This window comes from Paenibacillus lemnae (assembly GCF_012933385.1).
Taxonomy (GTDB): domain Bacteria; phylum Bacillota; class Bacilli; order Paenibacillales; family Paenibacillaceae; genus Paenibacillus_AQ; species Paenibacillus_AQ lemnae.
In genome coordinates this window covers 1-25,365 of record NZ_JABBPN010000017.1, presented here as the reverse complement: position 1 = coordinate 25,365, position 25,365 = coordinate 1, and the positions used below count along the sequence as shown (strand labels likewise).

At 50.9% G+C, this 25,365-nt stretch carries 24 protein-coding genes and 1 pseudogene; 5 read left to right on the top strand and 20 right to left on the bottom strand.

Translation table 11 applies throughout. The features are described 5' to 3' along the window. Positions 1–42: 42 nt before the first annotated feature. The 13 genes from HII30_RS16270 to HII30_RS16210 all read right to left on the bottom strand — a co-directional run bounded on the left by HII30_RS16270 (position 43) and on the right by HII30_RS16210 (position 13,154). Positions 43–2,295 carry a glycoside hydrolase family 95 protein gene (locus HII30_RS16270; protein WP_169506106.1) on the bottom strand — a complete coding sequence of 751 codons (2,253 nt, stop codon included), beginning with the start codon at positions 2,293–2,295 and terminating at the stop codon, positions 43–45. 228 nt (positions 2,296–2,523) lie between these two features. Next, a complete protein-coding gene (locus HII30_RS16265) occupies positions 2,524–3,825 on the bottom strand; it encodes an ABC transporter permease (RefSeq protein WP_169506105.1) in 1,302 nt (433 codons plus the stop codon). Then, positions 3,818–4,720 carry an ABC transporter ATP-binding protein gene (locus HII30_RS16260; protein ID WP_169506104.1) on the bottom strand — a complete coding sequence of 301 codons (903 nt, stop codon included), beginning with the start codon at positions 4,718–4,720 and terminating at the stop codon, positions 3,818–3,820. The genes HII30_RS16265 and HII30_RS16260 overlap by 8 nt, the downstream gene beginning before the upstream one ends. A gap of 1 nt (position 4,721) precedes the next feature. Beyond that, a complete protein-coding gene (locus HII30_RS16255) occupies positions 4,722–5,639 on the bottom strand; it encodes an ATP-binding cassette domain-containing protein (RefSeq protein WP_169506103.1) in 918 nt (305 codons plus the stop codon). After that, positions 5,620–6,042, bottom strand: a complete 423-nt coding sequence (locus HII30_RS16250; RefSeq protein ID WP_169506173.1) for a GntR family transcriptional regulator — start codon at positions 6,040–6,042, stop codon at positions 5,620–5,622. The genes HII30_RS16255 and HII30_RS16250 overlap by 20 nt, the downstream gene beginning before the upstream one ends. A gap of 38 nt (positions 6,043–6,080) precedes the next feature. After that, positions 6,081–6,803 (bottom strand): hypothetical protein, encoded by a 723-nt coding sequence (locus HII30_RS16245; protein ID WP_169506102.1) that lies wholly within the window; start codon positions 6,801–6,803, stop codon positions 6,081–6,083. 181 nt (positions 6,804–6,984) lie between these two features. Then, positions 6,985–7,449, bottom strand: a complete 465-nt coding sequence (locus tag HII30_RS16240) for a DUF420 domain-containing protein (RefSeq protein ID WP_169506101.1) — start codon at positions 7,447–7,449, stop codon at positions 6,985–6,987. Between the two features lie 39 nt (positions 7,450–7,488). Further along, entirely contained in the window at positions 7,489–8,388 is a 900-nt protein-coding gene (gene ctaG, locus HII30_RS16235) for a cytochrome c oxidase assembly factor CtaG (RefSeq protein WP_169506100.1), read from the bottom strand. Between the two features lie 211 nt (positions 8,389–8,599). Next, positions 8,600–8,923, bottom strand: a complete 324-nt coding sequence (locus HII30_RS16230) for a cytochrome C oxidase subunit IV family protein (RefSeq protein WP_169506099.1) — start codon at positions 8,921–8,923, stop codon at positions 8,600–8,602. 3 nt (positions 8,924–8,926) lie between these two features. Next, positions 8,927–9,553: a cytochrome (ubi)quinol oxidase subunit III gene (locus tag HII30_RS16225; RefSeq protein ID WP_169506098.1), complete on the bottom strand. Its 627-nt coding sequence runs from the start codon at positions 9,551–9,553 to the stop codon at positions 8,927–8,929. Further along, positions 9,550–11,394, bottom strand: a complete 1,845-nt coding sequence (gene ctaD / locus HII30_RS16220) for a cytochrome c oxidase subunit I (protein ID WP_169506172.1) — start codon at positions 11,392–11,394, stop codon at positions 9,550–9,552. Before ctaD ends, HII30_RS16225 begins: the two co-directional genes overlap by 4 nt. 104 nt (positions 11,395–11,498) lie before the next feature. After that, positions 11,499–12,548 carry a cytochrome c oxidase subunit II gene (gene coxB / locus HII30_RS16215; RefSeq protein WP_169506097.1) on the bottom strand — a complete coding sequence of 350 codons (1,050 nt, stop codon included), beginning with the start codon at positions 12,546–12,548 and terminating at the stop codon, positions 11,499–11,501. 417 nt (positions 12,549–12,965) lie between these two features. Next, entirely contained in the window at positions 12,966–13,154 is a 189-nt protein-coding gene (locus HII30_RS16210) for a hypothetical protein (RefSeq protein ID WP_138224340.1), read from the bottom strand. Between the two features lie 317 nt (positions 13,155–13,471). On the opposite strand from HII30_RS16210, the gene HII30_RS16205 reads away from it, so the two are divergent. The 3 genes from HII30_RS16205 to HII30_RS16195 all read left to right on the top strand — a co-directional run bounded on the left by HII30_RS16205 (position 13,472) and on the right by HII30_RS16195 (position 15,484). After that, on the top strand, positions 13,472–14,497 hold the full coding sequence (locus HII30_RS16205; RefSeq protein WP_169506096.1) for a serine hydrolase domain-containing protein: 1,026 nt from the start codon (positions 13,472–13,474) through the stop codon (positions 14,495–14,497). A gap of 226 nt (positions 14,498–14,723) precedes the next feature. After that, entirely contained in the window at positions 14,724–14,996 is a 273-nt protein-coding gene (locus HII30_RS16200; protein ID WP_169506095.1) for a transposase, read from the top strand. 149 nt (positions 14,997–15,145) lie between these two features. Beyond that, on the top strand, positions 15,146–15,484 hold the full coding sequence (locus HII30_RS16195) for a DUF4870 domain-containing protein (protein WP_169506094.1): 339 nt from the start codon (positions 15,146–15,148) through the stop codon (positions 15,482–15,484). Between the two features lie 100 nt (positions 15,485–15,584). On the opposite strand, the gene HII30_RS16190 is transcribed toward HII30_RS16195, so the two are convergent. From HII30_RS16190 to HII30_RS16170, 5 genes are all read right to left on the bottom strand, one after another. Continuing rightward, entirely contained in the window at positions 15,585–19,427 is a 3,843-nt protein-coding gene (locus HII30_RS16190) for a stalk domain-containing protein (RefSeq protein ID WP_169506093.1), read from the bottom strand. 132 nt (positions 19,428–19,559) lie between these two features. Continuing rightward, positions 19,560–20,660, bottom strand: a complete 1,101-nt coding sequence (locus HII30_RS16185) for a metallophosphoesterase (RefSeq protein ID WP_211184639.1) — start codon at positions 20,658–20,660, stop codon at positions 19,560–19,562. 80 nt (positions 20,661–20,740) lie between these two features. Further along, positions 20,741–21,046, bottom strand: a complete 306-nt coding sequence (locus HII30_RS16180) for a hypothetical protein (protein WP_211184638.1) — start codon at positions 21,044–21,046, stop codon at positions 20,741–20,743. Positions 21,047–21,135: 89 nt separating this feature from the next. Next, positions 21,136–21,978 carry a TrmB family transcriptional regulator gene (locus tag HII30_RS16175; protein WP_169506091.1) on the bottom strand — a complete coding sequence of 281 codons (843 nt, stop codon included), beginning with the start codon at positions 21,976–21,978 and terminating at the stop codon, positions 21,136–21,138. Positions 21,979–22,065: 87 nt separating this feature from the next. Continuing rightward, on the bottom strand, positions 22,066–22,908 hold the full coding sequence (locus HII30_RS16170; protein WP_169506090.1) for a zinc ribbon domain-containing protein: 843 nt from the start codon (positions 22,906–22,908) through the stop codon (positions 22,066–22,068). A gap of 321 nt (positions 22,909–23,229) precedes the next feature. On the opposite strand from HII30_RS16170, the gene HII30_RS16165 reads away from it, so the two are divergent. Beyond that, positions 23,230–23,598, top strand: coding sequence for a hypothetical protein (locus HII30_RS16165; protein WP_169506089.1), 369 nt, complete (start codon positions 23,230–23,232; stop codon positions 23,596–23,598). Positions 23,599–23,728: 130 nt separating this feature from the next. Here the strand turns inward: HII30_RS16165 and HII30_RS16160 are convergent, their stop codons facing one another. Further along, positions 23,729–24,574 (bottom strand): M15 family metallopeptidase, encoded by an 846-nt coding sequence (locus tag HII30_RS16160; RefSeq protein ID WP_169506088.1) that lies wholly within the window; start codon positions 24,572–24,574, stop codon positions 23,729–23,731. 134 nt (positions 24,575–24,708) lie between these two features. Between HII30_RS16160 and HII30_RS16155 the strand changes: the two genes are divergently transcribed. Then, a complete protein-coding gene (locus HII30_RS16155; protein WP_169506087.1) occupies positions 24,709–24,867 on the top strand; it encodes a hypothetical protein in 159 nt (52 codons plus the stop codon). A 180-nt stretch (positions 24,868–25,047) separates the two neighbouring features. On the opposite strand, the pseudogene HII30_RS16150 reads toward HII30_RS16155, so the two are convergent. Continuing rightward, positions 25,048–25,365 (bottom strand): annotated as a pseudogene (locus HII30_RS16150) (hypothetical protein); the annotation flags it as partial.

Here is a 25,365-nt window from a genome sequence, read left to right as displayed (position 1 = left end):
CCATACCACTGTTTCTGCCTCGCCTGCAAATCGCAGGATTGATTAAGCTTCCCCTTTAAAGGTGTACGTTTTTCCAGCCTCTCCGGTAAAGGAGATCGGGGCCAAGCCCGGAGCCCCAATCTCACACAGTCCCGAAAAGCTGCATTCCACGACAACTTTCGTTATCTTCAATGCTTCCCACTTGAAGCTCAGCGTAAATCCGCCCCGTGCACGCAGCCCTTTAACCTCGCCTTCGCTCCACACGTCCGGAATCGCTGGCAGCAGCCGAATAATACCAGCATGGCTTTGCAGCAGCATTTCTGCGATGCCGGCAGTGCCGCCGAAGTTGCCGTCTATCTGAAACGGAGGATGATCGTCAAACAGGTTCTTCATCGTCGAGTGATGCAGCAGCGCCATCACATTGTCGTAGGCTAGCTGACCTTCCTGGAGTCTTGCCCAGAAATTAATGATCCACGCCCGGCTCCAGCCCGTATGCCCGCCGCCGGAAGAAAGTCTGCGCTTCAGTGTTGTATGCGCAGCGGCCGCTAATTCCGGCGTGCGCTCGGGCGTGAAATCATCACCAGGATACAGGGCGAACAGATGGGAAATATGACGATGCCCCGGTTCCTCCTCCTCGTAATCCTCCATCCACTCCTGAATCTGTCCGTACTTTCCGATCTTTGGCTGCGGCAGCCGCTTTATGGCAGCTTCCAGCTCATCCTTAATCGCTTCATCCTTCCCAAGCAGCTCTGCGCTCTCGATGCAGGCGCGGAACAACGCACCAATAATCTGAAAATCCATGGACGCACCTGCACATAATACACCTGACTCTCCGCCGGGGAGAATGTATCGATTTTCAGGTGAGACAGATGGGCAGGTAATGAGTCTGCCCTGCTGATCTTCGATCAGATAATCGAGCAGAAAAACCGCCGCTTCTTTCATTGTGTCGTAGGCTCTATCCAGGAAATCCAGATCCTGCCCGAATCGGTAGTGCTCCCATAAATGCAGACAGAGCCAGGCCGCACCCATTGGCCAAAACGAAGCCGGCAGATATGTATCCTGCGGTGCTGTATCTCCCCAGATGTCGGTGTTATGATGGGCCGTGAAGCCTCGGCACCCATACATCTGCTGAGCAGTTATTCTGCCGGGCTCCCGCATACGCTCAATGAGATCGAACAGCGGTTCATGACATTCTGTCAGGTTGCAAAGTTCAGCTGGCCAATAGTTCATTTGCGCGTTGATATTGATCGTATACTTACTGTCCCAAGGCGGTATGAAGTTGTTGTTCCAGATGCCCTGCAGGTTCGCTGGCAAAGAACCGGGACGGCTGGATGCCATCAGCAGATATCGGCCGTAATGAAAATATAAAGCGATCAGGCCATGATCTGTCTCCCCCCGCTTGATGCGATCCAGCCGCTCGTCGGTAGGCAATCCAGTCAGCTCGGAATTTCCCGGCAGGGTCAGATTTGTGCGGTCATACAATGACTGATAGTCGGCAAGATGGCGCTCCAGCAGTGTGGAGTAGGACTGATTCAAAAGACTGTTCAAATGCGATATGCAGTGTGCAACAGGATCCTCTTCGCGGAAGGCCGTTGATGCAGCAAGGATCAGTGTCACAGAATCCGCATTCTCGATGACGAGGTGCTCACCGATCGTCCGGGTTGTGCCTCCTGTATTGACCGCCTTCAAGGCGGCACAGAACATGCTTCCGCCTTCTCCGCCGGTATGGGCATGCATGACCAGCCCGTCTTCGCCCCATTTCTCGGTCTTCTCCAAGTACCTCCATTTCCCTCGATTAAACCGGGTTTTAAATGAAATCGCACCGCTTTTATCCGCTGATAGCCGAACGATGAGGGCTTGGTCGGGATAACTGGAGAACACCTCTCGGGTAAAGACCGTATCTCCGATCTCGTAACATGTCTTGACGATTCCCCGCTCCAGATCCAGCTCCCGGCTGTACTCCCTATAAGGCTCATCGTGATTCTTGAACGTCAGATGAAGGTCACCCAGCGGAAGATAGTGGCGCTGCGTTTCCGGAAGTCCGGGAAGGACCAGCAGGGCCAGCTCCTCTGCCTCCTTAAGGCGTCCGTCCATGATCAGCTTCCTCAGCTCTGTCAGGTTAGGCCGCGCATCAGGGTTATTCCGGTCTCTCGGGCCACCGTACCATACGGAGTCCTCGTTAAGCTGGATATGCTCTTTTGAAACTCCTCCGAAAACCATAGCCCCCAGCCGTCCGTTGCCTACAGGCAGCGCCTCGTTCCATTCATTGGCTGGCTTTGCATACCACAAGCGGTGTTCCTGTGATCCGTTGTTCATGTGTACCCCTCCCAAGTAAATTGTTTCATTGACAATTAGAAAATGAATCGAAACATCTTCCCTGGTCTATATTTTAAACGCTTTCAAATTAACATTATTTTTATTGTATCTGCTGTATCAACGTATTGTAATGTCCGGAACAGGCATTTTTATATCAAGCTTTGATATGTTCTGCAAAAGGCTGACCTCCTGGGGAGATCAGCCTCACACACAAACATATTAAATCCGTTAAATTTTATACGCCTTCATCGCCTTGCGCAGCTCTTTGAAGCTAGGACGCTTGCCGTACATCAGCACACCGGTGCGGTAAATCTTCGCAGATAACCAGCCGAAGACCAGGATGGCTACAAGCAGGATGCCTAGGGAAACCAGGATCTCCCACATCGGTGCATTACCCAGGCCCATCCGCACAATGACGGATGTCGGTGAGAAGAAAGGAATAAATGAAGATACTTTCATCAGGGTAGAGTTCGGTGCACCCAGGCTGAAGATCGCGATGTAAAATGCAGCAAGGGACAGCATCGTAATCGGCATGATCGCCTGACCGAGGTCCTCTGTACGGCTGACGATGGAGCCGACAGCTGCAAACAGCACCGCATACAGGAAGTAACCGAAGATGTAGAACAGCAGACCGAAGATCAGAAGCATCGGATCCACCGCGGAGAAATCCAGATCCAGTTTGGCCATCGTGTCCACGTTATGGGGCAGCATCAGGTTAATCACGGCCACGATTACAAAGGATGCGATCTGGGTCAGACCCAGCAGGAACATCCCAATGACCTTCCCGAACATCTGACTGAGCGGCGATACGCTCGTAATCAGAATTTCCATGATGCGCGAACTTTTTTCAGTGGTAACCTCCGAAGCAATCATATTACCGGTGCTCATCAAAGTCACGAAGAACAGAATCACAAGCGCATAGACAATAATAAAGTTAATTGGTTCATCCGCTGCTTTCATCAAGCCATCTGCCTCGCTGCCTCCATCCGTTTGGTCCGCAACACTGTTCGTGCTGATTTGAACCGGGGTGTTGATCTCGTTGATCTGCTCGTCTGTCAAAGTCAGATCGTTGACTACACTGCGGGTTTTAGGTCCCTGCAGCGCAGCCTGCAGTGCAGCTTGCAGCTGCGGCTCGATATATTCTTCCTCCGAGCTGTAGATGACAGCCGGGAAGCTGCTGCCCTCTTGAGCTTCAAACCGGAGATAGCCGTCAATGACTCCCTCCGCCACATCCTGGTTCAGTGCATTTTCATCCAATGCCTCATACTTCACCAGCTCATAGTCTGGTGTGATATTACCCAGCGTACTGTTTAACTCTTCTGCAATCTCTGTCTGCTCACCGTACACCAGACCGATGCGTACCGGACCGCCGTCAGCATCATTGCTGTCTCCACTGAACAATTGAATAAGAAAAGGAATATTAATGCCGATGGTAATTAACAGGGCAAAGATTAAGGTAGATACAACAAACGATTTGGTTCTAACCTTGTTCATAAAGGTAAACCGGATTACTGTCCACATATTATTCATTAGATTCACCCACCGCCTTGATAAAGATTTGATTCAATGTAGGCTCCTTCACTTCAAAACGATGCACCGTGCTTTGAGCCATAGCCAGCTGCAGAATTTGCTGTGCCGCACTAGCTGCTTCAATTCGGATCAGATATCCGTCTTCCAGACGGTCCACCTTACTTACTCCGGCAATCTGCTCCAGCCCGTTCACTTCCCCAGATGTACCCAAGGTGACATCTTCCCGCGGATAACGTGATTTAATCTCTTTCAGGCTGCCCTGAACGACCGTGTTGGAACGATGAAGAATGGTAATATTCTTGCACAGCTCTTCCACATGCTCCATCCGGTGGGTGGAGAACAGAATGCTGGTCCCGCTGTCCCGCAGTTCTTTTACAGTTGATTTCAACAGTTCTACATTTACCGGGTCGAGTCCGCTGAATGCTTCATCCAGAATCAAAATCTGCGGACGATGCACGACGGCTGCGATAAAGCCCATTTTTTGCTGATTTCCTTTGGAAAGCTCTTCAATTTTTTTATTGTAATACTCGGGAACCTCAAAGCGCTCCAGCCAATAACGCAGACTCTTATCCGCATCCTTGGCGGACATGCCGCGCAGCTGAGCCAGATAGGAGATCTGATCACTTACTTTGACCTTCGGATAAAGACCTCGCTCTTCCGGAAGGTATCCCATAATCTGACGAAGCTCCTTGCTGTAAGGCTTACCGTTGTAGATGATCTTGCCCTCATCCGGATAAATAAGGCCCAGCACCATTCGCATGGTTGTGGTTTTACCCGCTCCATTCGCCCCAAGCAGTCCGTAAATCTCACCCTCATCGACCCCAAGTGAAATTTGGTTTACCGCTGTTTTGTCAGCATAGATTTTTACGACATCTTCTAATTGTAGACGCTGCATTCTATTCTCTCCTCTCCATTTTGCCGTTTTCGGCAGGGGTATGTCCTTCGATCCACAGACTCAATACTTCATCCAGCTCCAGTCCACGTGTCTTCAAGATCGGGATGCCTGCAGACTGGAGGATACGCTCCACTTCCACACAAGCTGTCGTCACAAACGACAGAGCACCTGCCGCCTCCGGCTTCCAGCTCACAACACCGGGCAGTTCCTGAACAAGTTCGGCATCACCGGTCACCCAGCATTCTTTCCAATTGTCCAGCAGACTGTCCTTCTCGACCATGCCGAGCACTTTGCCATAATGCATCAGCACGATATAGTCCGCGAGTCGCCGGACCTCATCCACAATATGAGTGGATAAAAGGATCGTCGTCTCTCCGCCTTTCAAACATTCTCTCAGCTGGCTAATCATCAGCTTCCATGCGAAGGGGTCGAGCCCCGAAGACGGTTCATCCAGCAGCAGCAGTTTGGGGCGCGGTGCAAGCGCAGCTGCAATTTCATATTTGCGTCTCTCGCCTTTGGACATTTTGACCAGCTTGACGCCCCTAGGTACTCCAAATTTAGAGAGCAGCTCATCGAAATAATATCCGTCCCAGGTGTCATACCACTGTGAGCGAAACGCCGCCGCATCATCTGCTGTCAGGTATCTCTCTTCCATACTGATCTGTTCAGGCACGAAGCCAATCTGTTTACGGATATGCAGCGGCAGGCCTTCAGCATAAGTCTCCCCGAACCATACGATGTCTCCCTCATCAGGCAGCACCGCCTGAATCAGCATGTTGAGAACGGTGCTCTTTCCCGAACCGTTCGGACCGACCAGGGCCACCACGTATCCTTCAGGGATAGCCAGCGACAACGGTCCGATATTCTTCGTTCGTCGTTTCTTAAGGACATCCCGCAGTTCAATCACTTGATTCTCCACCGATTTCACCCCCCTTACCGCCGTACTTCTTCTCAACAATCTTGAAAAACATGGATCGCAGCTCTTCTTCGCTGCAATGAACGGATTGCGCAGTATCCACTGCAGCTTCCAGTGCTTTGAAGACGGCATCATGCTTGAATTGCGCCCTGGCCTGCTCACCGACACCAGCGACAAAGGTACCGGTGCCCTGCCTTGTCCGCAGCAGCCCCTCATTCTCCAGATCCTGATACACCCGCCTGACCGTAATGACACTGCAGTTCAATCCGCCCGCAAATTCCCGAATCGAGGGCAGCAGTGTTCCTTCTTCGATCTGTCCGCTGATGATGAGGGATCTCAGCTGTGTTTCAATCTGGTGATACAAGGGCTCTGCACTGTTCTCATTGATCTGTATCGGGATTCGCACCTGTTTCACCTCGCTTCATATACACGTTCAACACAACTTTAGGTTAAATCCCTCAACCGCATCCTTCTATATGCCATCCAGCACAATCCGATATATCCGATCAGGCCAGTGATTAATGATATCCACATCGTTGGGGAGAGGAGGCTGTACTCCCTCGAGCTATTCACCAGGTGTTCAAACAAACTGAACCGGCTGCCCAACATAAACGTGATCAGAACAATTAATCCGATAGCAACAAACACCAGCAGCATGATCCAAAAGTAGCCTTTTCCCGTTCGCATAATTTCAAAATAAACATATAACCCGTTAATCAGCAGGCCTATTCCGATCCAGGATATGCTGAATGCGATGAAGGAAGACAGGCCAATAGCACTTTCCAGGCTGCTCCCAAGCAGATAAATCCCACCGAAAAAAATCATGCCGTTAATCAGGAACGAACACAGGCCCATGATTCCCCGACTTACCATTACAGCCTCCGGCGGTACAGGAATGCTGCGGTAAAAATACAACATCTGTGTGTAGGAATCCTCGTTCAGATACCTGAATGCTCTTCTGGAAAAAGTAAAGCCGAGCATAGGTGCAAACAGCAGCAGCATAAAATCGATAAAAGGATCATATGTCACTTCCTTAAACGCATTGTCTAACATAATACTGAAGGAGATCGTCATATAAGTCATAAATATTATGGTCCACAGCACCATAAATTTGTCTTGTTTAATCTCCTTGGCAACGATCTTCATTGCCTGGCTGAGTACTGTCAATCTCCTCACCCTTTCGTTACCTTTTGTGTGCTTAGTGTATATATCTTTATACACACTATACAATCCTATATATACACTGTCAATAGTTGGAGAGCTAATTTTTGTAAAAAGCCTTGAACAACGAAAAAAACCGGCAGCTTCCGCTGCCGGCCTGGTTATGTCTCACCCATCACAAACTTGATTACAATCCAAAAATAGCTTTCCATACGGGAGCGGTATGACCGCCTGGATACAGAAGATACAGCAGGGTATATACCGCAACACCTGTCACCGCTGTAACGAACCAGATGACCGCAGTGGTACGGCCCCATTTTCTATGCTTCGCATACTTTTCCTTGAATCCCAGCACCAGCGTCGTGATTCCGAAAACAGCAGCTACGGTAGCCAGCGTAATATGGAAGATCAGAAACACCTGGTAGAACGGCTTCAGGTTATCCGGCCCTCCCCATGTAGTATTCCCAATAAAAATAGTACGGGACGAGTAGATGATAAAGAAGATAATCGCAGCTACCGCCGCCCAGATCATGACCTTCTTGTGTGCATCCCGCTTGCCCTTAATGATAAGCCGCCAGCCTATGGCAACCAGCACAGCACTGATTACGATAAAGGTGGTGCTGATGGTGGGAAACAGAAAATACAAATCCATGGATATCCTCCTCAGATATGATGCAATTCAACTTTTGTTCTAATTCGCTGTGGTGATCTCCGCTGGCAGCGGATCATCCTCTTCATTTTCCCGCTTGTACCAATGGAAGAATACATAAGCCAGCATGGACGCGAAGATAATCTCCTGGAAGAACTTCATGATGATTCCGCCTACACGCTGATCCGTCTTGGGATCCAGATATCCGAAAAATTCAGGACCCCCAAATTGGGACAGGAGTGCCGTCGAGCCACTGGAAACACAATATCCCATCGCCTTGGCCCAAGTCGCCGGATCACTGTACGTAGCGTACATTGGTTCCGCGGAGAAAATAATCAATGCGCAAGCAGGGGTCAGCAGTACCATGTTCAGAAAGATAAATCCCATTTTGGCGAGACCTGTGGACTTGTCCTTTTCCGGGATCGGCTGAATGATCGCCCACCACATCAGGATCGATGCAATGAAAAGAACGATATAATACAGACGGTGTACCCAGAAATTCAACATGACGAAGTCATGAATGGCCGGGAAATGATAGAACGAGAACAACCCGTTAAACAATACGGCTGACAGAATCGGGCGTGATAGAAAACCGAGTTTTTCCCTCAATGGATTCACCCGGTCAAAGTATCGCCATAACCATACCGGTATGCCCAGTATAAGCAGCGGCGTTGCAACCAGATACGACATCGCCATACTGATCATATGAAAAGAAAACATCGTATGACCCAGCAAATTAATCGGCCCGCCTTGTGCCAGGTACATGACCAGCATACCGCTGATAAACAGGATCTTCCTTCCGGCCGAGACCGGTTCACTTCCCTCAAACCGGCTGCTCAGAGGTCCGATGACGACAAAATATCCAGCCAAAACCAACAGCATGAACGCCAGAAACAATGGACTCCACTGCTCCGCAAAACTGAAATATTCCAAACCTAGCATACTGAAAACCTCCCCCTACCGGGTAAATTCTGTCTAAATTGTGACAAGGGCCTTGAAACGAGACAGAAACGGTTTTTCTGCCCCATAGAGCCGGGCAGTAACCGTTTCTGAAATGATCACGCAGCAGCAGTATGTAGGATACTGCATGCTGAGATTATACATATGTTCATTTGAAAAAAAGAGGCGGCACGTAAGCCCGCCTCTTTGTATTTTACCACCAAACCCAGTATATTGCCATGACGATTGCCGTACTTGCTACGAAGAATCCGCCGATCATAAAGATGATTGGCATCAAATGTCCCTTATCTTTCAGATGCATCCAGTAGCCCATTTGAACAAAGACCTGAATGACAGCCATGACCAGCAGCAGAATGATCGTAAATACCGGATTCACATCACCTGCAGCGACAGCCGCGAAAGCAATTGCCGTCAGGACAATCGACAAGATAAAGACTACGACATGCTTCTGAGGGCCTTCCGTCCGATGACGGTGTTTAACCGCCTGGTTTTGAGGTTGCTGTTCATTTCCAGCCATTCCTTAGCCCACCTTTCCGAGAAGGTATACGACCGAGAAAATAAACACCCATACCACGTCGATAAAATGCCAGTACATGGCGGATACATAAACCTTAGGTGCTGTTACGACCGTAAGGCCTTTTCTATACAGCTGTGCAATCAGCAAGCTGATCCAGACAACACCGAACGCCACGTGAGCGCCGTGGAAGCCGACCAGCGTATAGAATGCGGATGAGAATGCACTTGTCGTTAACCCGAATGATTCATGTACAACATACTCGTAAAATTCGTAAATCTCCAGACCCAGGAAGCCCAGACCCAATACTACAGTTACGATCAGCCAAGTTTTAAGAGACTGCAGATTATGACGGTGCATCGCCTGGATGGCGAATACACTCGTCAAGCTGCTGACCAGCAGGATGGCTGTTGCAATAGCGGTAATCGGGAGTGAGAACAGCTCAGCCGCTGTCGGTCCGTCATTATTCGAATTGCGCAATGCCAGAAATGTTGCGAAGAGCGTACCGAAGAGTACAGCCTCCCCGCCCAGGAACAGCCAGAAGCCCAGGGTCTTGTTGCGTCCCTCCAGGGTTGCCTTTTCCGGCTCGTGAGGAAGCTCTCCGTTTACGTGTTCTGCGTGTGCGGATGTCATGCTCTTACCTCCTCTTCCTGTTCTTCCGGTTCGATATGATAGCCAGGGTCGTCGATCAGGGAACGGGTAATCATAGCCCCGAATGTAATCATCAGACCGATAATCAGAACGAGATAGTTATTAAAGATGAAGCTCATGAATGAGTTCGAGAAATCTTCTCTGCTGAACATGAATCCGAGACCTGCGATAAACAAGCCCAGGGACATCACAAACGGCAGAATGGAAGGTGACGGCATGTGAATCGACCCTACCGGCTCTGCCGGGGTCATTGCCTTGTTGCCAGCCATTTTCTCTTTCCAGAACGCGTCGATACCGCGTACCAAAGGTGTCTGCTTGAAGTTGTACTCCGGAGGTGGAGAAGGAATACTCCATTCCAGGGTACGGCCGTCTTCCCAGGCATCTGCAGCTGCATTCATCGGCTTCATCGAAGTGACTACGATGTTGTAGAGGAACAGCAGGATACCGACACCCATCAACAGTGCACCGATCGTACTGATCAGGTTCATCGTATCAAAGTTCTGATGCGGCAGGTATGAAACGATACGGCGCTGCATACCGAGCAAGCCGAGGAAATGCTGTACAAAGAATGTCAGATGAAAACCGATACAGAACGTCCAGAATGTCCATTTACCGATCGGCTCGCTCAGCATACGGCCGAACATTTTTGGCCACCAGTAGTGGAGACCGGACAGCAGTCCAAATACCAGACCGCCTACAATAACGTAATGGAAGTGAGCTACGACAAAATACGTATCATGGTACTGGTAATCCGCTGGTGCGGAGGCCAGCATAACACCGGTCACACCACCCATAACGAAGGTCGGAATAAATCCGATCGCGAACAGGTTGGAGCTTGTGAAGGTGATTTGGCCGCCCCACATCGTGAAGAGCCAGTTGAAGATCTTGATCCCGGTCGGAACCGCGATCAGCATCGTTGCAATCGAGAACAGCGCGTTCGCTACAGGACCCAGTCCTGTTGTAAACATATGGTGAGCCCATACCATGAAACCCAGGAAGGCAATCAGGATGGTTGCAAATACCATGGAGCTGTATCCGAACAGACGCTTGCGGGCAAATGTTGGAATAACTTCTGAAATAATACCGAAAGCCGGAAGAATCAGAATGTACACCTCAGGGTGTCCGAAAATCCAGAAAATATGCTGCCACAGGACAGGGTTACCGCCAGCTGCGACATCGAAGAAATTAGCGCCCAGAATCCGGTCAAAGCTGAGCAGGACCAGACCTACTGTGATCGCAGGAAATGCGAACAAGATCATAGCGGACGTAATGAAGGATGCCCAAGTGAACATCGGCATTCTCATGTAAGACATACCTGGAGCACGCATCGTAATGATGGTTACCAGGAAGTTGATACCCCCGATCAGCGTACCGAGACCGGCAATCTGAAGACCGATCGTATAAAAGTCTACGCCGTGGGAATTACTGTACTCAGAGGATAACGGCGTATACGCCGTCCAGCCTGCATCCGGCGCTCCGCCCATCACCCAGCTCAGGTTCAGCAGAATACCGCCGAACAGGAATGTCCAGAACCCCAGGGAGTTCAGAAACGGAAAGGCTACGTCGCGTGCGCCGATCTGGAGCGGAATAACTGCATTCATCAGTGCAAAGATAATCGGCATGACGCCGAGGAAAATCATCGTCGTTCCGTGCATGGTGATCAGTTCGTTAAACACCTGGGCCGAGACGAAATTATTCATCGGCTTGATCAGCTGCAGGCGAATCAGAATCGCCTCGATACCGCCGATTCCGAAGAAGAATCCGCCGGCCAGCAGATACAGTATGCCGATCTTTTTGTGGTCAACCGTCGTCAGCCAGTCCATGATACCGGTATAGCGCTTTACGCTATGATGGTGATCTCCATGAACATGGCCTTGAGCTTGTGCTTGAGCCAAGGTTTGTACCCCCTTCTAAGTCCTTGCTGTAATTAGTAATCCAATTTGTAATTGGCCAGGTATTCGGCGATCTGCTCGATTTCTTCGTCAGTGAATCCGAGATCCTTCGGATCCGGCATGGTGTTGTTTGGTTTAACCTCCTGCGGGTCTTGCAGCCACTGCACAAGGTTGTCTTTCACCGGGCTTGAACCTTTAGCACCATTACTATCGTTCAGCAGGATTCCTGCAACCGTTTCACGGGAACCGATACCTGTCAAATTAGGACCTGTAAAACCACCTTGGTCGCCTACAGCATGGCAGGAGAGACAGTTTGTTTTGAACTTCTCGGCCAGCTGGGTGTCTTCTGGCAGCACAGCTGGTGCTTTAGTCGATTCCACCCATCTATCAAATGCATCAGCCTCAACCGCTTTCACACGGAACTCCATGTAACCGTGAGACGGACCGCATAATTCTGCACATTTACCAATGTATGTACCGGGTTTCTCTGTACTGAAGCTCATATGGTTGATCGTGCCGTCCGGGTTGGTGTCCGTCTTGCCTGCCAGTGAAGGTACCCAGAAAGAGTGAAGAACGTCTGCGGTTTTGAGCTGCAGCGCAACTTCACGGCCTACCGGCATCAACAGCTCCTGAGCTGTCGTCACATCATACTGCGGATAATTAAATTCCCACCAGAACTGGTGGCCTGTTACTTCTACTTGAAGCACACCTTCCTGCTTCCATTTGTCCTCGCCGCTGGCGAAAACCTGTTGAATCGTTGGAACCGCAAGAACAATTACAAGGAGCAGCGGTATAGCTGTCCAGATAATTTCCAGCTTGTGGTTACCTTCCACCTGCACCGGCATTTCCTTCTGGCCGGGTCTTCTGCGGAACTTAACCAATACATACGCCGCAATCGCAAATACGACGATGACCACAAGAATCATGATCGAGATTGAAAGCTTGATCAATCCCAATTGTCCATCAGCTACCGGACCCTGTGGATTCAATACGGATAAATCCTCACGGCCGCAGCCGGACAAGAGCAAAGAAAACATGGCCAACAAAGGAAGAAGACGCTTTAGAGCCTGCCACCGTTTCATCATTGATCTACCCCACTTTTCCGAATTTCGTAGACTACCATCCAGCGCGAACAGCGGTAATCTACCTGCAGTATCACGGATGAAGTAATCCTGTCAATTAAAGCAATCACCTATTAAATATAAGTTTAAGGTCACCTTTTGTCAATGTTTCACAAGGAGTTCACAAATTGTTCGAAAAGATGTCAAAGTCGCGCCGCTTCTGAATTTGTAACCGTTTTCATTGTTTACTTGCATCATTTTCATCCCCTTCATCCCCCACTCCCAATCTTGACATCGACAATTTCCAACAACGAGGACGTTATGTATATATTTGGACATGATAGAAATAGCGCACGCAAAAAAACCGCCTTCAGGCATGTTTCCCGAAAACGGTCGGACAGGTTATACTGAAAAATTCTATGTCATTCCGTTATAGATGCTCTAAGAAACTGAGGAATTCAAGCGGCCGAGCTCATGCTCAACGACCAGTGTCAGTTCTTCCTCATAGCCACCCATGATATGGTATTTCCGGACATACTCCTTTACAAATTTTTTCGGATCTTTAGGCCGGAAAATTCGTGTCATTTCCCGCAGACTTTCTTTAACTTCATTGTGACCTTTCGTTGCCATGTTGATCCCCTCCCAAAACGTTTGGAATTACAATTCGTTTAAGAGAATGCCGAAAAGATCTACCTGTTAAATACATGTTCTGCCATGGTGCCAGTGATGAATAGGTGGATATTCAGCAACTTACCAATGCATATGACACTTTATATACCACAAAATCATCATGTTGAATCATTTATATATTGTATCATATTCGAAGGTTTGTTTCATCTTTCCCAAAAAATGTTTTTTCGTCTCATTTTGTGCTTTTGCCGCTTCCATCCGGGGATTTGGTTAAGATACTTGAAAGCCACGTTTTCAAACCAGAAGGAGGCTCCCTTATGATTCAGCCTGTACCGATGCTCTCCGCACCTGTTCAGATGGCTCCCGCTTTCGCTGCCGTAAAGCCTGAGGAAGCCGGCTGTCAATCGCATCTGCTGAATGAAGCACACCAGCATATTATGCGCAGCTATCCCAAAATGAGAAGCTTCCTTATTGTTCGAGGAAGCCGGCTGATTTATGAACAATATTATGGGAATCACCATGCAGGCTCACTGAACGACCTGAGATCGGCAACCAAGAGTATCACATCAACCTTGTTTGGCATGGCTGTGGCGGAGGGGCTTCTTCCTTCACTGGATACTCCAGTTGTGGATGTGCTGGGCAAACTTATGCATAAACAAGGCCACCCACTACTTCCTCAGATTACCTTTCGCCATCTGCTGACCATGACTTCCGGATTTTCCTGGAAAACAGGCAAGAAGCTCGGTGAACCGCTGATCCATCAGTTTCATCGAACACGCAGATGGACCTCCTTCGCGCTTTCCCTGCCGGTGATCGAAGAGAATATCGGGTCCTTTCAGTACAGAAGCACCGATTCGCATCTCCTATCGGCTGCTCTAACTGAAGTCTCAGGTATCGACGCTTATACTTACGCGCAGGAGAAGCTGTTCAGACCGCTGGAGATTTCACATGCCGCCTGGTCACCCAGTCCGGAAGGCCACAGCATGGGGCATGTTGGCCTGTACCTGACTTCCCGGGACATGGCAAAGTTCGGTCTATGCTGTCTTCAAAAGGGTATGTGGCAGGACCAGTCCCTGATTCCGGCTTCGTGGCTGGAAGAAGCGCTGGCTCCGCAAACGGAAGGATATCCTGCCTTTGGAGATTACGGCTATCAATGGTGGACAGGAAAAATCGACGGACAGCCCTACTCGCTCGCGCATGGTCACGGCGGACAGCAGATGTATCTATTTCCGGAATTGGATGCACTCGTCCTGTTCACGCAGGATAGTCAGGTCAGCCGCTGGAAGAACCCTCGAATGCTGCTGGAGCAGTACATTCTTCCATCCATGGCAGAGGTGGAGTAAAAGGCTGACGGCCTATTTGGGGACCGCCCTTTCCTGCGCGAGAGCGGGAAGCGTTCGGGCCAATGTATGTGGAAAACCACATACATTCCGGCTCGCGGGCGGGGTTGGATATAGCGTCAGCTCCAAATGGAGAAAACGGGTAGCCCTGCGGATATTTCTCAACCCATCTGGAGACGTTAATTATAATGGTATGGCCATTATTTTATATGAAGGAGTGTGATCCGAGGTGTCGGGTAAAGACAAGGACATGCCTCCCGTGTCCAGGGAAAAGGTTGAAGTTGACGGTGTTTACACCAATGAGGCGGGGCAGGAGCAATATCTGGAGCGCGGCGGCATGTTTCCGGCTGATGAGGTGCTGGGCACAACGGAGTGGCGTCTGAGAGAATACGATTTCGATAATCATCATGACGGACGTACCGATAAACGACTGGTCGTTAAGCAGGAAGGCCACGGCAAGCAGGATAAGCTGGATCCGCAGTACAGCAACGCAGAAGACTGAAAATGAGCCAGCACGAGATATGGAAGTCCAACTGCATCCATGACTGAAGGCTTATTATTTGTTTCCTGTACAGAAGGAATGCATCATACTTTGTCCGCTTCTTTCATAAGGTATAATAGCTTGCCTTATGACAAGGAGTTGATTCTAGAATGTCACCCTTCAAATCGTCGACGGGAATTCCCGAGAATCTTGCGGCCACCCTTTGTTACCTGTTCCCTATGGTCGGCGGCATTCTCTTTCTGTCATTGGAAAAAAGAAGCCGTTACGTCATGTTTCACGCCCTGCAGTCTCTACTGGCCTTCACCACACTCGCGCTTGCCCATCTGCTGTCTGGCGCTGTGCCGGTTATCGGCATACTGGCTGCAGCGCTCCTTGCGCTTCTCGGAATCCTCATGTGGCTGATACTGATGTTTCATGCCATCCAGGGCCGCTGGTTCAAACTTCCCTGGATCGGCTATTTTGCCGAGAAACAAATTGCCCGCATGTAGGCGAATGTTTAACATGAAGAGGGCTGAACTGTTCCATTGCCTCTTTGCTGCGGATGAACAAATAACGGCACCCCTGCAAAGGGATGCCGTTATTTGTTTTTTAATCAGATAACTCCACTATGATTCTCCACATCATCGCTTCACCAATATACTGGATAGGTGCCGTACCAGCGTTCACCAGTCGAATTTGTATATCGTACTCACCGGCGTGAACATTGCGTAAGCGGAAATTCAGATCATGTCCGTCACCTGCCAAATCAGTATCTCCGGCAGCACCAAGACCCAGGGTCTCTCCTTCCAGATAGAACGTTCCTGTACGGATCGGTTCAAGTGTCAGATAAGGATCAGAATCATTAAAATTTGCTTCTCCTGCCCTTTCACGAACTACCGGCTGAAAAGCAAGCTCAGCTTCTCCAAACGGTATATTACTTTCCGCGTGTAAAATGGTCACCTCATAACCCACCTGCATCTCCGGGTCCAGCCCGTATGCCTGTGTGTGGAAACCCCAATACATACTCGTGCCTGTGAGAAACGGCTCTTCACCCATGAATTCAAATCTAACACCCGGGCTTACTATAATGGTGCGCGTATCCCCTCCTAAGATCACCGTCTCCTCTCCATCCTGCATTTGAACCAGCTCAATCGTTTCAGTATAGGTTCCAGCTTCCAACAGACTTGCGGAGAACTGGATCGGATTGTCCGCTGACTTCAGATCAGCCAGCCTAAACCCGGTTTCTTGAAGAGGCTTCAACATAAACTGACCTTCCGCATTGGTTTCAATGGTGTAATCATTGTATAACACAGGCAGCCCGCTCAATGCCGTTCCATTGCGTTTCAGTGTCACTCGAACCTGCACTTTACTGTCATCCTGAAGACCTTCGGTCTCAAAATAAACCCATCCGAAATAATTTTCCTCTCCTGCCTCCAGCTCTTCGCTCATATCATTGCTGTACACGACTTTTACAGAATGTGCCGGTGCAGGCGGCTCTGGGTCCGTTGGCTCTTCTGGGTCCACTGGTTCTTCGGGTTCAACTGGCGGATCTGTTGGCGGAGCCGGCGGATTCACCGGTACAGGTGGCTGTACAGGAGACACGATCACTGGGTTAGGGAAACTCGTCACGGGTGCTTGAGGCTGCTTCGGCCCATTTACAGCCTTCTCCCGTTCTTTCATAAACCGCTCCTTTTCCTCTATGGACAAGGATTCCATGTACATCTTTACAACCTTCTGTAACATCTCCTGCTCTGCAAGCATGTTCTGCTGCTGAATTTTCATGATCTGCTCCAGCAATTTCTTCATTACATCCTGAAGCTGGTCTACCATTTCCTTCTCCGCTTTTTTCTGCTCCTCCAATTTACGTGCCAAGGCAAGCTGACTCTCTTTGCTTTGTTTCTCACGAGCCGGATCTGTTGGCGGAATACCTGCTTTTTTATCCAGAGGCTTAACCAGATCCAGCTCAAGTTTTTTTGCAGTTGGATCTTTGCGGTTAGCTTCCTCAATCATTTTCTTCATGTCACTGCTGTTTATTTTTCCTGAAGCCTGTGTCTGTAACGCGATATTCCCAACCAGCCGCTCGAAATTCTGGGCCAGCTTGTTGAGCTCCTCCTGATTCTTGATATTCAGACCGGTCTTGGCATCCGAACCACCGCTGCTCGCATTTCCCAGCTGCTTGATTAACGCTTCATTTTCCCGCTCAATATCTGCTTTGTTCTTGATGATCGCCTCCAGGACTGCGGGAGATGCTCTTTCAACCAACTTCTCCACATCAATGATTTCCACAGGCGGCAGCAGGTTATCTTTTTTACTGGAAGGATCCAGATGAAGCTGCTGGGAAGGGTATATCACTTGAGAATCTCCGCCTGGCGTTTGGGTTGCGCTTACCTTGCCGCTGAGGATTATAGCTTTTGATAAGCCTGTTGCAGGTTCTGTGGATATTAAAAAATGTGTGCCTCTGACCTGCTGGCTCGTAAAACCGGATTGAATGACAAAAGTATCACCAGATTTCGTAAGCGGCGTTACATCCAGATACGCCTCTCCTGCATTCAACTTCAACTGTGTATTATGTGCCGCCCCGGTTTTGCGAAGATCAGTTATGTATAGTGAGGCCTGCTCCGAAAGTGTAATGATATCCTTACGATCCAGTGTCTGCAGCACGGCACTTCCAGCCAGGCCGGTAATCAACTCATCACCCTCTGTGAGCATCATTCCTTCATAGGCATCCACAATCAATGTGCCGCCATAGCGGATTTTGACATCGCCGTTCAAATCTGTAACGCTCATGTAACGCGGAACCGAGTAAGCTGAATGCCATGACGCCATGTTACGGTTACCTGCATCACGAATGAGTATCAGCTTTGCGCCGGAAATCCACTGTACATCTTTGCCCAGCCACTTCGCAGTGTCACGAACAGAAAGCAGCTGATCTTTTTCAACATACGTTATGGCCTCTGACGTCTTATCTGCTTGACCGCTTGGTTCTACAGGAATCAACTCAGCACGATCCGCAATCAGCACCTTGTTCTCCATTCCCTTGGTAAAACTGTATGTCTGCTTCTTCTCATCAAAATGTACCGCATAGCCGAGCAGCCTGCCGACTTCAGCAGCGGGGAGCATCAGCTGTCCCTTGATGAGTACCGGTGCAGCTCCTAACTTCATTAGCTCGTTCTCATACATGATCTGTAACCCTCTGCCATAGGCTCCGGCTGGAACCGTGTAAGGAGTCCAGTGACGCACAGCCTGATTATGCTGATCAGCAATCAGCAGTGAACCGTCCGTCCCCTGTACCACATCGGAAGGATGATCAAAGGCAGCTTCATGCTCCAGCCCGTCAGCAAATCCTCTCATATTACCGGCGATTGTGGATACCACACCATGGTTCAATTGACGGATGACATGGTTGCCAGAATCGGCAATGAGCAGTCCTTCTGCAGCAGTCCACGTCAGCCCTTTCGGTGTGTGAAAACGCGCCGCTCCGGCTGAACCGTCCGTATATCCCGGGGGTGCATACAACGACTTGGATTTATACACATCTGCTGAGGGCAGGATGCCGGCTGCCGTAGTTACCGTGCCTTTCTGGAAATCAATATACCGGATGGCCTGATTCCCGGAATCACTCACGAACAGATTTCCCTTGTTATCCAGTGCCAGCCCTGAAGGTTCATTGAACTCCGCTTCTTGCAGGCGGCCGTTCTTGTAATTGCCTGCCAACGTGACAATACCGGCATGCACTTCCACAACACGAGCAGATGGCGCACCGATGGTCGTTACTTCCCCATCCTTACTGATCCGGCGGATGACATGATTCAGCGTATCCGCTACGTACAGCGTTCCATTCCCGTCAACAGCCACATCCTGCGGTGTATGAAAACGAGCCTCATCTCCTGCTCCATCCGCAAGCCCCAGAAGCCCGCTGCCTGCGATCGTAGTGACTGCACCATCTGTGCCGATACGGCGTATGGCATGGTTAGCAGAGTCTGCAACATACAGGACACCGCTGGAATCTGCTGCCAAACCGGCAGGTTTATTAAAAAATGCATGCTTTCCTTCTCCGTCGAGAAGCCCTCCAGTCAATACCCCTGTCTCTCCCCGTCCATACGACAATGATGCGCCAGCCAAAACACTGCTCTTTCCATCCTTGATCCGCCGGATCACATGATTGTCAGTGTCCGACACCGCCATGGATCCATCCGGCAGTACAACCAGGCTGACCGGCTCCTGCAGGCGGTCCAAAACGGCGGAAGATGCAAGTCCAGCTGCTCCTTCCGGACCTCCCGCTGCAGTCTGCGTCAGGCTGAGCAAACGACCTCCGGCTTGGATCATGGCGCGCTCTGCGCTTCCGGACCCCGATGAGCCAGAAGCCGATGCTGTGGTCACGCCCAAGCTGCTGCTGATAAGAGCCGCAATCAATGCTGTGATTCCCATTTTTCTGACCGATGAAGACAACAATGTATTCCCTCCCCCATTTATCGCTTTTCATTCAGCATAAATATACATCATTCGGGGGTCTGCAGGATACAAAAAATACCATCTGCGCCTCAAATATTTTGAGGTGCGGATGGTATCGCCTTGATCCATGAATCAAGGTTGGAAATTCACCTGAATTTGCACGATCTCGGAACGGGTTCCCAGGCGGATCGGAGGGCCCCAGAAACCGTAGCCGGAGGAGACGATCGATTGAAGAGAGCCTTTTTGCAGGTATCCCCAATCATTTTCAAAGATTGCTCCGGTAATCCAATGGGCGGGAAACACCTGTCCGCGGTGGGTATGGCCGGATAAAACCAGATCCACACCCTGCTCCTGAGCCTCGTCCAGCCCGTTCGGCTGGTGATCCAGCAGAATGACCGGCCGGGTCAGGTCGGCATCCTTCAGTACTTCAGACAGCGCTGCCCTCTCCTCATCCTGCTTGTCCCTTCTGCCGGCAATCGTCATGCCTTCTACCACAGTCGTTTCATCATAGAGCACGGTCATCCCGCCCTTTTCAAGCGCGGATATGAGATCCTGAATATCCCCTTCATAACGGTCGTGGTTCCCCAGCGATGCATATACACCATAGGGAGCACGAATGCCCGTCAGGATCTGATCGATACCGCGATCCAGCACAGCCTGCAGATCATCATCAATGATATCACCCGGCATCAGCACGATATCCGGGTCCAGGGCATTGATCTCTTCTACCATATGTTCGGCATGCTTCTTCCCGGACAGCAGTCCGAAATGCATATCCGAGGCCATAACGATATTCAGGGAGTCCGGACCTTCACTCGCCTTGGCCAAGGTGACCTCATACGAGCGGACCACAGGGCTGTAAGCATTGAATATCCCATATCCGATGATGGCTGCACTCAGCAGGAGCACGGCATAACCGACCCGCTTCTCAGTATAATGGCGGTGCAGTGATGCCAGCCGAAGCACCCATAACAACAGGTGCATGAGCGGCAGCAGCAGAATAAGCACATAAAACAATGCCAGCCAATACGAGCCGATCATATTCAGAATCGCGATACCGCCGAAAAATCTTGCCGAGATAAAAGAGGTTGATATCACTGCCAGGGCTGCGATATATAATACCTTAAACCAGACAGATGCCTTGGGATTCATCCATTTCCACAGGCTTCGTCCAATATAATAGACAAGCAGTCCGTAAATAATAAGCATAGCAATTCCTGCTGCAATAAACATGATCATTCCCCTTCCGTTCCTCTATTATAGCAAGCTGGTGACCTATATCACCAGCGGAAGGGTTCGCTGAGCCGCGGGCTTTAGAGACCGAATCTGTTTTTTTGAAGCAGGTTGTTCAGAACGGACTTCAAATTCCGGTCCTCGACATGCTTTTCCTGTCCAATATCCAGTTCATTCACCCGAATGTATGTAAATGTCGAATCCGATCCTGAGGGCAGAAACAACTGGCTGTCCTGGGGATCGGGCGTCACTTGAAACCCCATGCTTCCGAACATATCCAGCAGCTGATCCCCTGTTGGCATCTCTCCTTCACCCACAAAGATCAGGCCCCGCAGCTTCTTAGGTCCCTCATCATGACCTACCGTAAAATGAACGATACATTCCATGTCTATCATCTCCTGTCTTAGCGTTCATTATATAATGCCCGGGAGATGAGCAAATAAACGCCGGAAGCCTTCCCGGCGCTGCATGGTCTTCACTCTCCGCCCGCGGCTCGAAGGGGTTCTTCATTCCCAGGATGAAATTCCGGCTCCGAACTCAGATATTCCTTCTGAATCCGGTCAAAGTGAGCGCCGTAACGCGCTTCGAGTTCTGTCCCCATATCCTGTTCAAGCTCAAAGAGAACCATCTCCTGTGAAAATTGGTTCAGCAGCAGCTCGGTCATTACAGGATGTGCTGTAATCATCGCTGTTGTTTCCATCTCGCCGCCCCTCATTCCGACCATGCACCATGATCGGTCAATGACAAACGAGAATTTCCGTCCGCCCTGCTTGCGCTCCTGTGTGCCCCTCCAGCCGGGCCATGCCAGCGTTCGAGACAGCCCCTGCTCTGAACCTTCACAAGCCCACAATACCCTTACACCGCGGCGCTCGGCAGCCGCAAGCTCGTCACGCAGCAGCGCTGCTTCTTCGCGCCAGACGTCGACCACGATCTCATACCTTGCCTCACCCAGCCGTTTCGCCGCTAGCTCAAGCACATCCTGATCGCCATCCATCTGGAGAAATGCGTTCTCTTCACCTTCCGGTCTGGGCAGTTCCTTCTCTACAAAAGCAAGTGAGGCCTCCACTCGTTCGGAAATAAGACGAGTAAGGTCTTCGGGCCGTAAAGCCTTATATCGAATCGGTTCACCCGCTTCGCGTTGAAGCGCCCCCTGTCGTTCCAGACGCTGCATGGCTGCATATACGTTGGAGCGGGAAGCTCCGAGACGCTTCGCAACCTCATACCCTCCGGCGGGACCATGCTGTGCAAGGTCCATCATTATTTTGGACTCGATTTCGGTAAAGCCGAGATTACGAAGATGATGCAGTAACTGTTCCATAAATGTCCTCCCCAAGCTGCCTGCGGCATCAGATCCTCTCCGCGGTCTTCCCTTTCCATTCACGATCCTGCCGGCGGCTGACTGCCGCTAGATTTGTTCGGCACCGCAGCGAGGGCACCACTTGGAGCCCTTCGGCAGGTCCGCACTGCAAATCTGGCATTTGACGGTATCTCTCACGGTGCTTTCTGCGGCTGTTGCTGAAGGCTCCTGATTATTCTCCTGCCAGAAACGAATTCTGCGGTCCAGCTCTAACTGCCGCTCCCTTTCGCGTTCCAGCTCTTCCAGGTGGCGGCGTTCGCGGTCCTGTTCATCCTGCTGTCTCCGCACTGCCTCTTCTTGTTCCTTCCGATACGAATCATGCTCATACGAATCATAAGTATCAAAAGATTCGTACTCCGCTTCTTCCTGATTCCTTCCCGAAGTGTCGTCTTCCGGCTCATACGCATACGATTCCTCACTCGGGGCCGGACGCTGGGCCGTTGCGGCTTCCTCACTGTACAGCTTCTCCTTCACGTCCTCCTGGTCGTCACGCTCTTTCTTATCAAGCGGTACGCTGCGGCGCTGGAAAGAGTTCTTTACCCCTTCTTGTTTGCTGCCGCAGTATGGACAAAAGTTCACATCCAGCGGAACCGTTCGGCCGCACTGGCAAAGCCGTTCGTTTTTCAATATCGCAATGCGCCCGCGAAGACTGTAAATCTGCTCATCCAGCTCATCACATGACTTGGCGAGACTCACCATTTCCTTCTCGGCAATGCTCATATCCTGGGAGCGGTACCCCTCATAAAACACTTTTCCCATATCGGTGTAATAAGCTGTCTTTTGATGTTCAATCTCGGCAATCTGACTATTCACCTTATTGATTTCCACCGCATGCTGAGCCCTCTCTGTTGCCCGGTTTGCCCCGTCCTTGAGCCTCTGCAAAATATTCATCCGTTTTCTCCTCCTACGATCCGATGTATATCCTGTTTTATGAATGTGTATAGTCTATCTTTAAACCCTTTAAAGCAGCCGATAACCGGCTTTAGAGCAAGCTTCGCCTTATCTTCATATGTATGCCGCATGTTTACGGCCAAGTCCTGCTGCTCCATACGACAAGAGATGACTCTATCATACCAAATTTGCAGGCAGATGGAAAAAGGAAGGCATTCCCATGCTCACCTGCTGTGATTCACCCACGGGCCTAACGTGTATACAATTGATAAATGATACTCCGGGAGCCCCCGGGCAAACCGGATCACGGAGGGATAGGACATGAGCGAACGGAAAACGTATTATGTATCAGTGGCCCATAACCTGATTCAGGACGTGCCTAATGATTCCAATGAGTTTGTGGTCACCATGAATGACGATGAGCTGACCAAACTGAGAGATCTGCTGAACGATGTGGCGGGCAGTGATAAATATGCCTTGAAACGGACCTTTGTTCCCTATAAATCAGCAGACCATGATGATGCAGCCGAAGAGTATGACGACGTGACGATCGCACTGTACAGTTATATTCACCGTTTTGGTGATGAGAATGCAAGGAACACGATCGAGCAGATGAACATTATTCCCAAGCTGGTGGAAGATACCGGATACGATGATCCGGGTTATGAAGATTCTCCGCTGAACAAATAAAGGGTGTTCCGTTCAAAAGCCAAACGAAAAATCTTCCCTGTCCGTATGTGTATGTGCACACTTGGCGGGAAGATTTTTTGCGTCCTGCTCTTTTTTGCATATTTCTCATGCTTGTCTGGTCATGTGCTGTCTACAATTTAATACGGTCTTCGTCAAAATACTCCTCAAGCGTTAATCCGCTTTCGGCAATATCGGCCGCCAGATCCTCGCCGACATAGCGAATATGCCACGGCTCATATACATATCCAGTCGTCTCTTCCCGTCCCCGAGGATAGCGGATAATGAATCCATATTCTGAAGCATGCTCTTCCAGCCAGCGCCCTTCCGGTGTATCACCGAAAGCCTGGCTCAGTTCATTGCCGGCGCTCGGGCTGGAAACATCCATCGATAATCCGGTCTGATGCTCGCTCGTGCCCGGCAGGGCGCTGATTCTAGCTGCTTCTTTCTCACCTTTATCACGGACATGACTCTCGTAGACCGATTTTTGACGTGTATAGGAACGATATCCCGATACCGCGCGCAGCTCCATGCCATCTTCTTGTGCTGCGGTAAAGAGGTCTTCCAGCGCTTGGGCGGCCTCTTGACGCATCATCCGTTTCTCATGAGGCCCCTCGAATGAAAAGGTCACGTCCGGCTCCACGAGATCGCCCGGTTCATAGCCATCCGGCAGGCTCCGCTCCTTGTTCACAATGACGGCTGCGGACTCTTCGTTGGTGACAAACCACTTCCCGTTCTGTTCACGCGCTGTAGCCTGAAGTGCATTCTCACTCCGCTTCAGCATGACGGGATCCGCCTCTTCCTGCGGAACGGCTGTCAGGTCTTCTACCAGCTGCTGACCCGGCTGGGCCTGCAGATTGACACTCTCGGCCTTGCCCGAGCCCTCGGACCAGCACCCGGCCAGCAGCATGCCCGGCACCATCAGGCAGCCCAGCAGCATGCCAGTCCGGCAAATGGCTTTCCCCGATACAGCAATCATTTATGCTCTCCACCTTCGTTTTATATTTCAGGAACTATATCATGAATGACCTCATTGTACTCTACATTCATGCAGAGGGACAAACCCTAAATAGACAAAAAAAGACATAAACCCCTTCGTGCCGGCGCTGCAGCATGCATTACGCCGGTGCTTTAGGGATTTATGCCGTTTATCGCGATATTGGAGCCGATCTGGCTTGCGTGCACAGTGCGCGGCACGAAGCGGGTGCAGGACGCCAGGCGCTAGGTGCGCGAGACCGCAGGTGTCCGGCCCGCGTTGCAGCCGCGAATTAAAGCACGCGCCGGGGGCGGTGCACAGTGCGCGGCACGAAGCGGGTGCAGGACGCCAATGCGGCACCACGAGGCGGTGCGTACATGCAGCAGCGTGAAGCCGGGCGCAGCGCAAGTCCTCATAGGTGCGAGGCCCAGGGGCCGCGAGTGCAGTGCACTCGCGCAGCCGGCGCAGGGCCGGGCCTACGGCTGCAAGCCGCGGCGCCGGCGCTCGGCTTGATCCGCCGCCTGGCGGATCACCAGCGCGAGCGCCTCCTCCGCGCTGCGTGCACCGCGCGTCTGCGGCAGCAGCCCGGCCCAGTCCCCGGCCGGCTGCAGCTCTTCCGGTGGAGGCGGCGGCGCGAGCCGCAGCTCCACCTCCTGCAGCAGCGGCCCGGGGCGGTGCAGCCGGCCCTCGGCCGCAGCCTCGGCCAGCCACTCGCCTGGAGAAGGCCCGGCAGGGGCCTTCTCCTTCGGCTTGGCGGCCGCCTCCCCGGCGGAGCCGCCCGCTGCCGGCGGGCT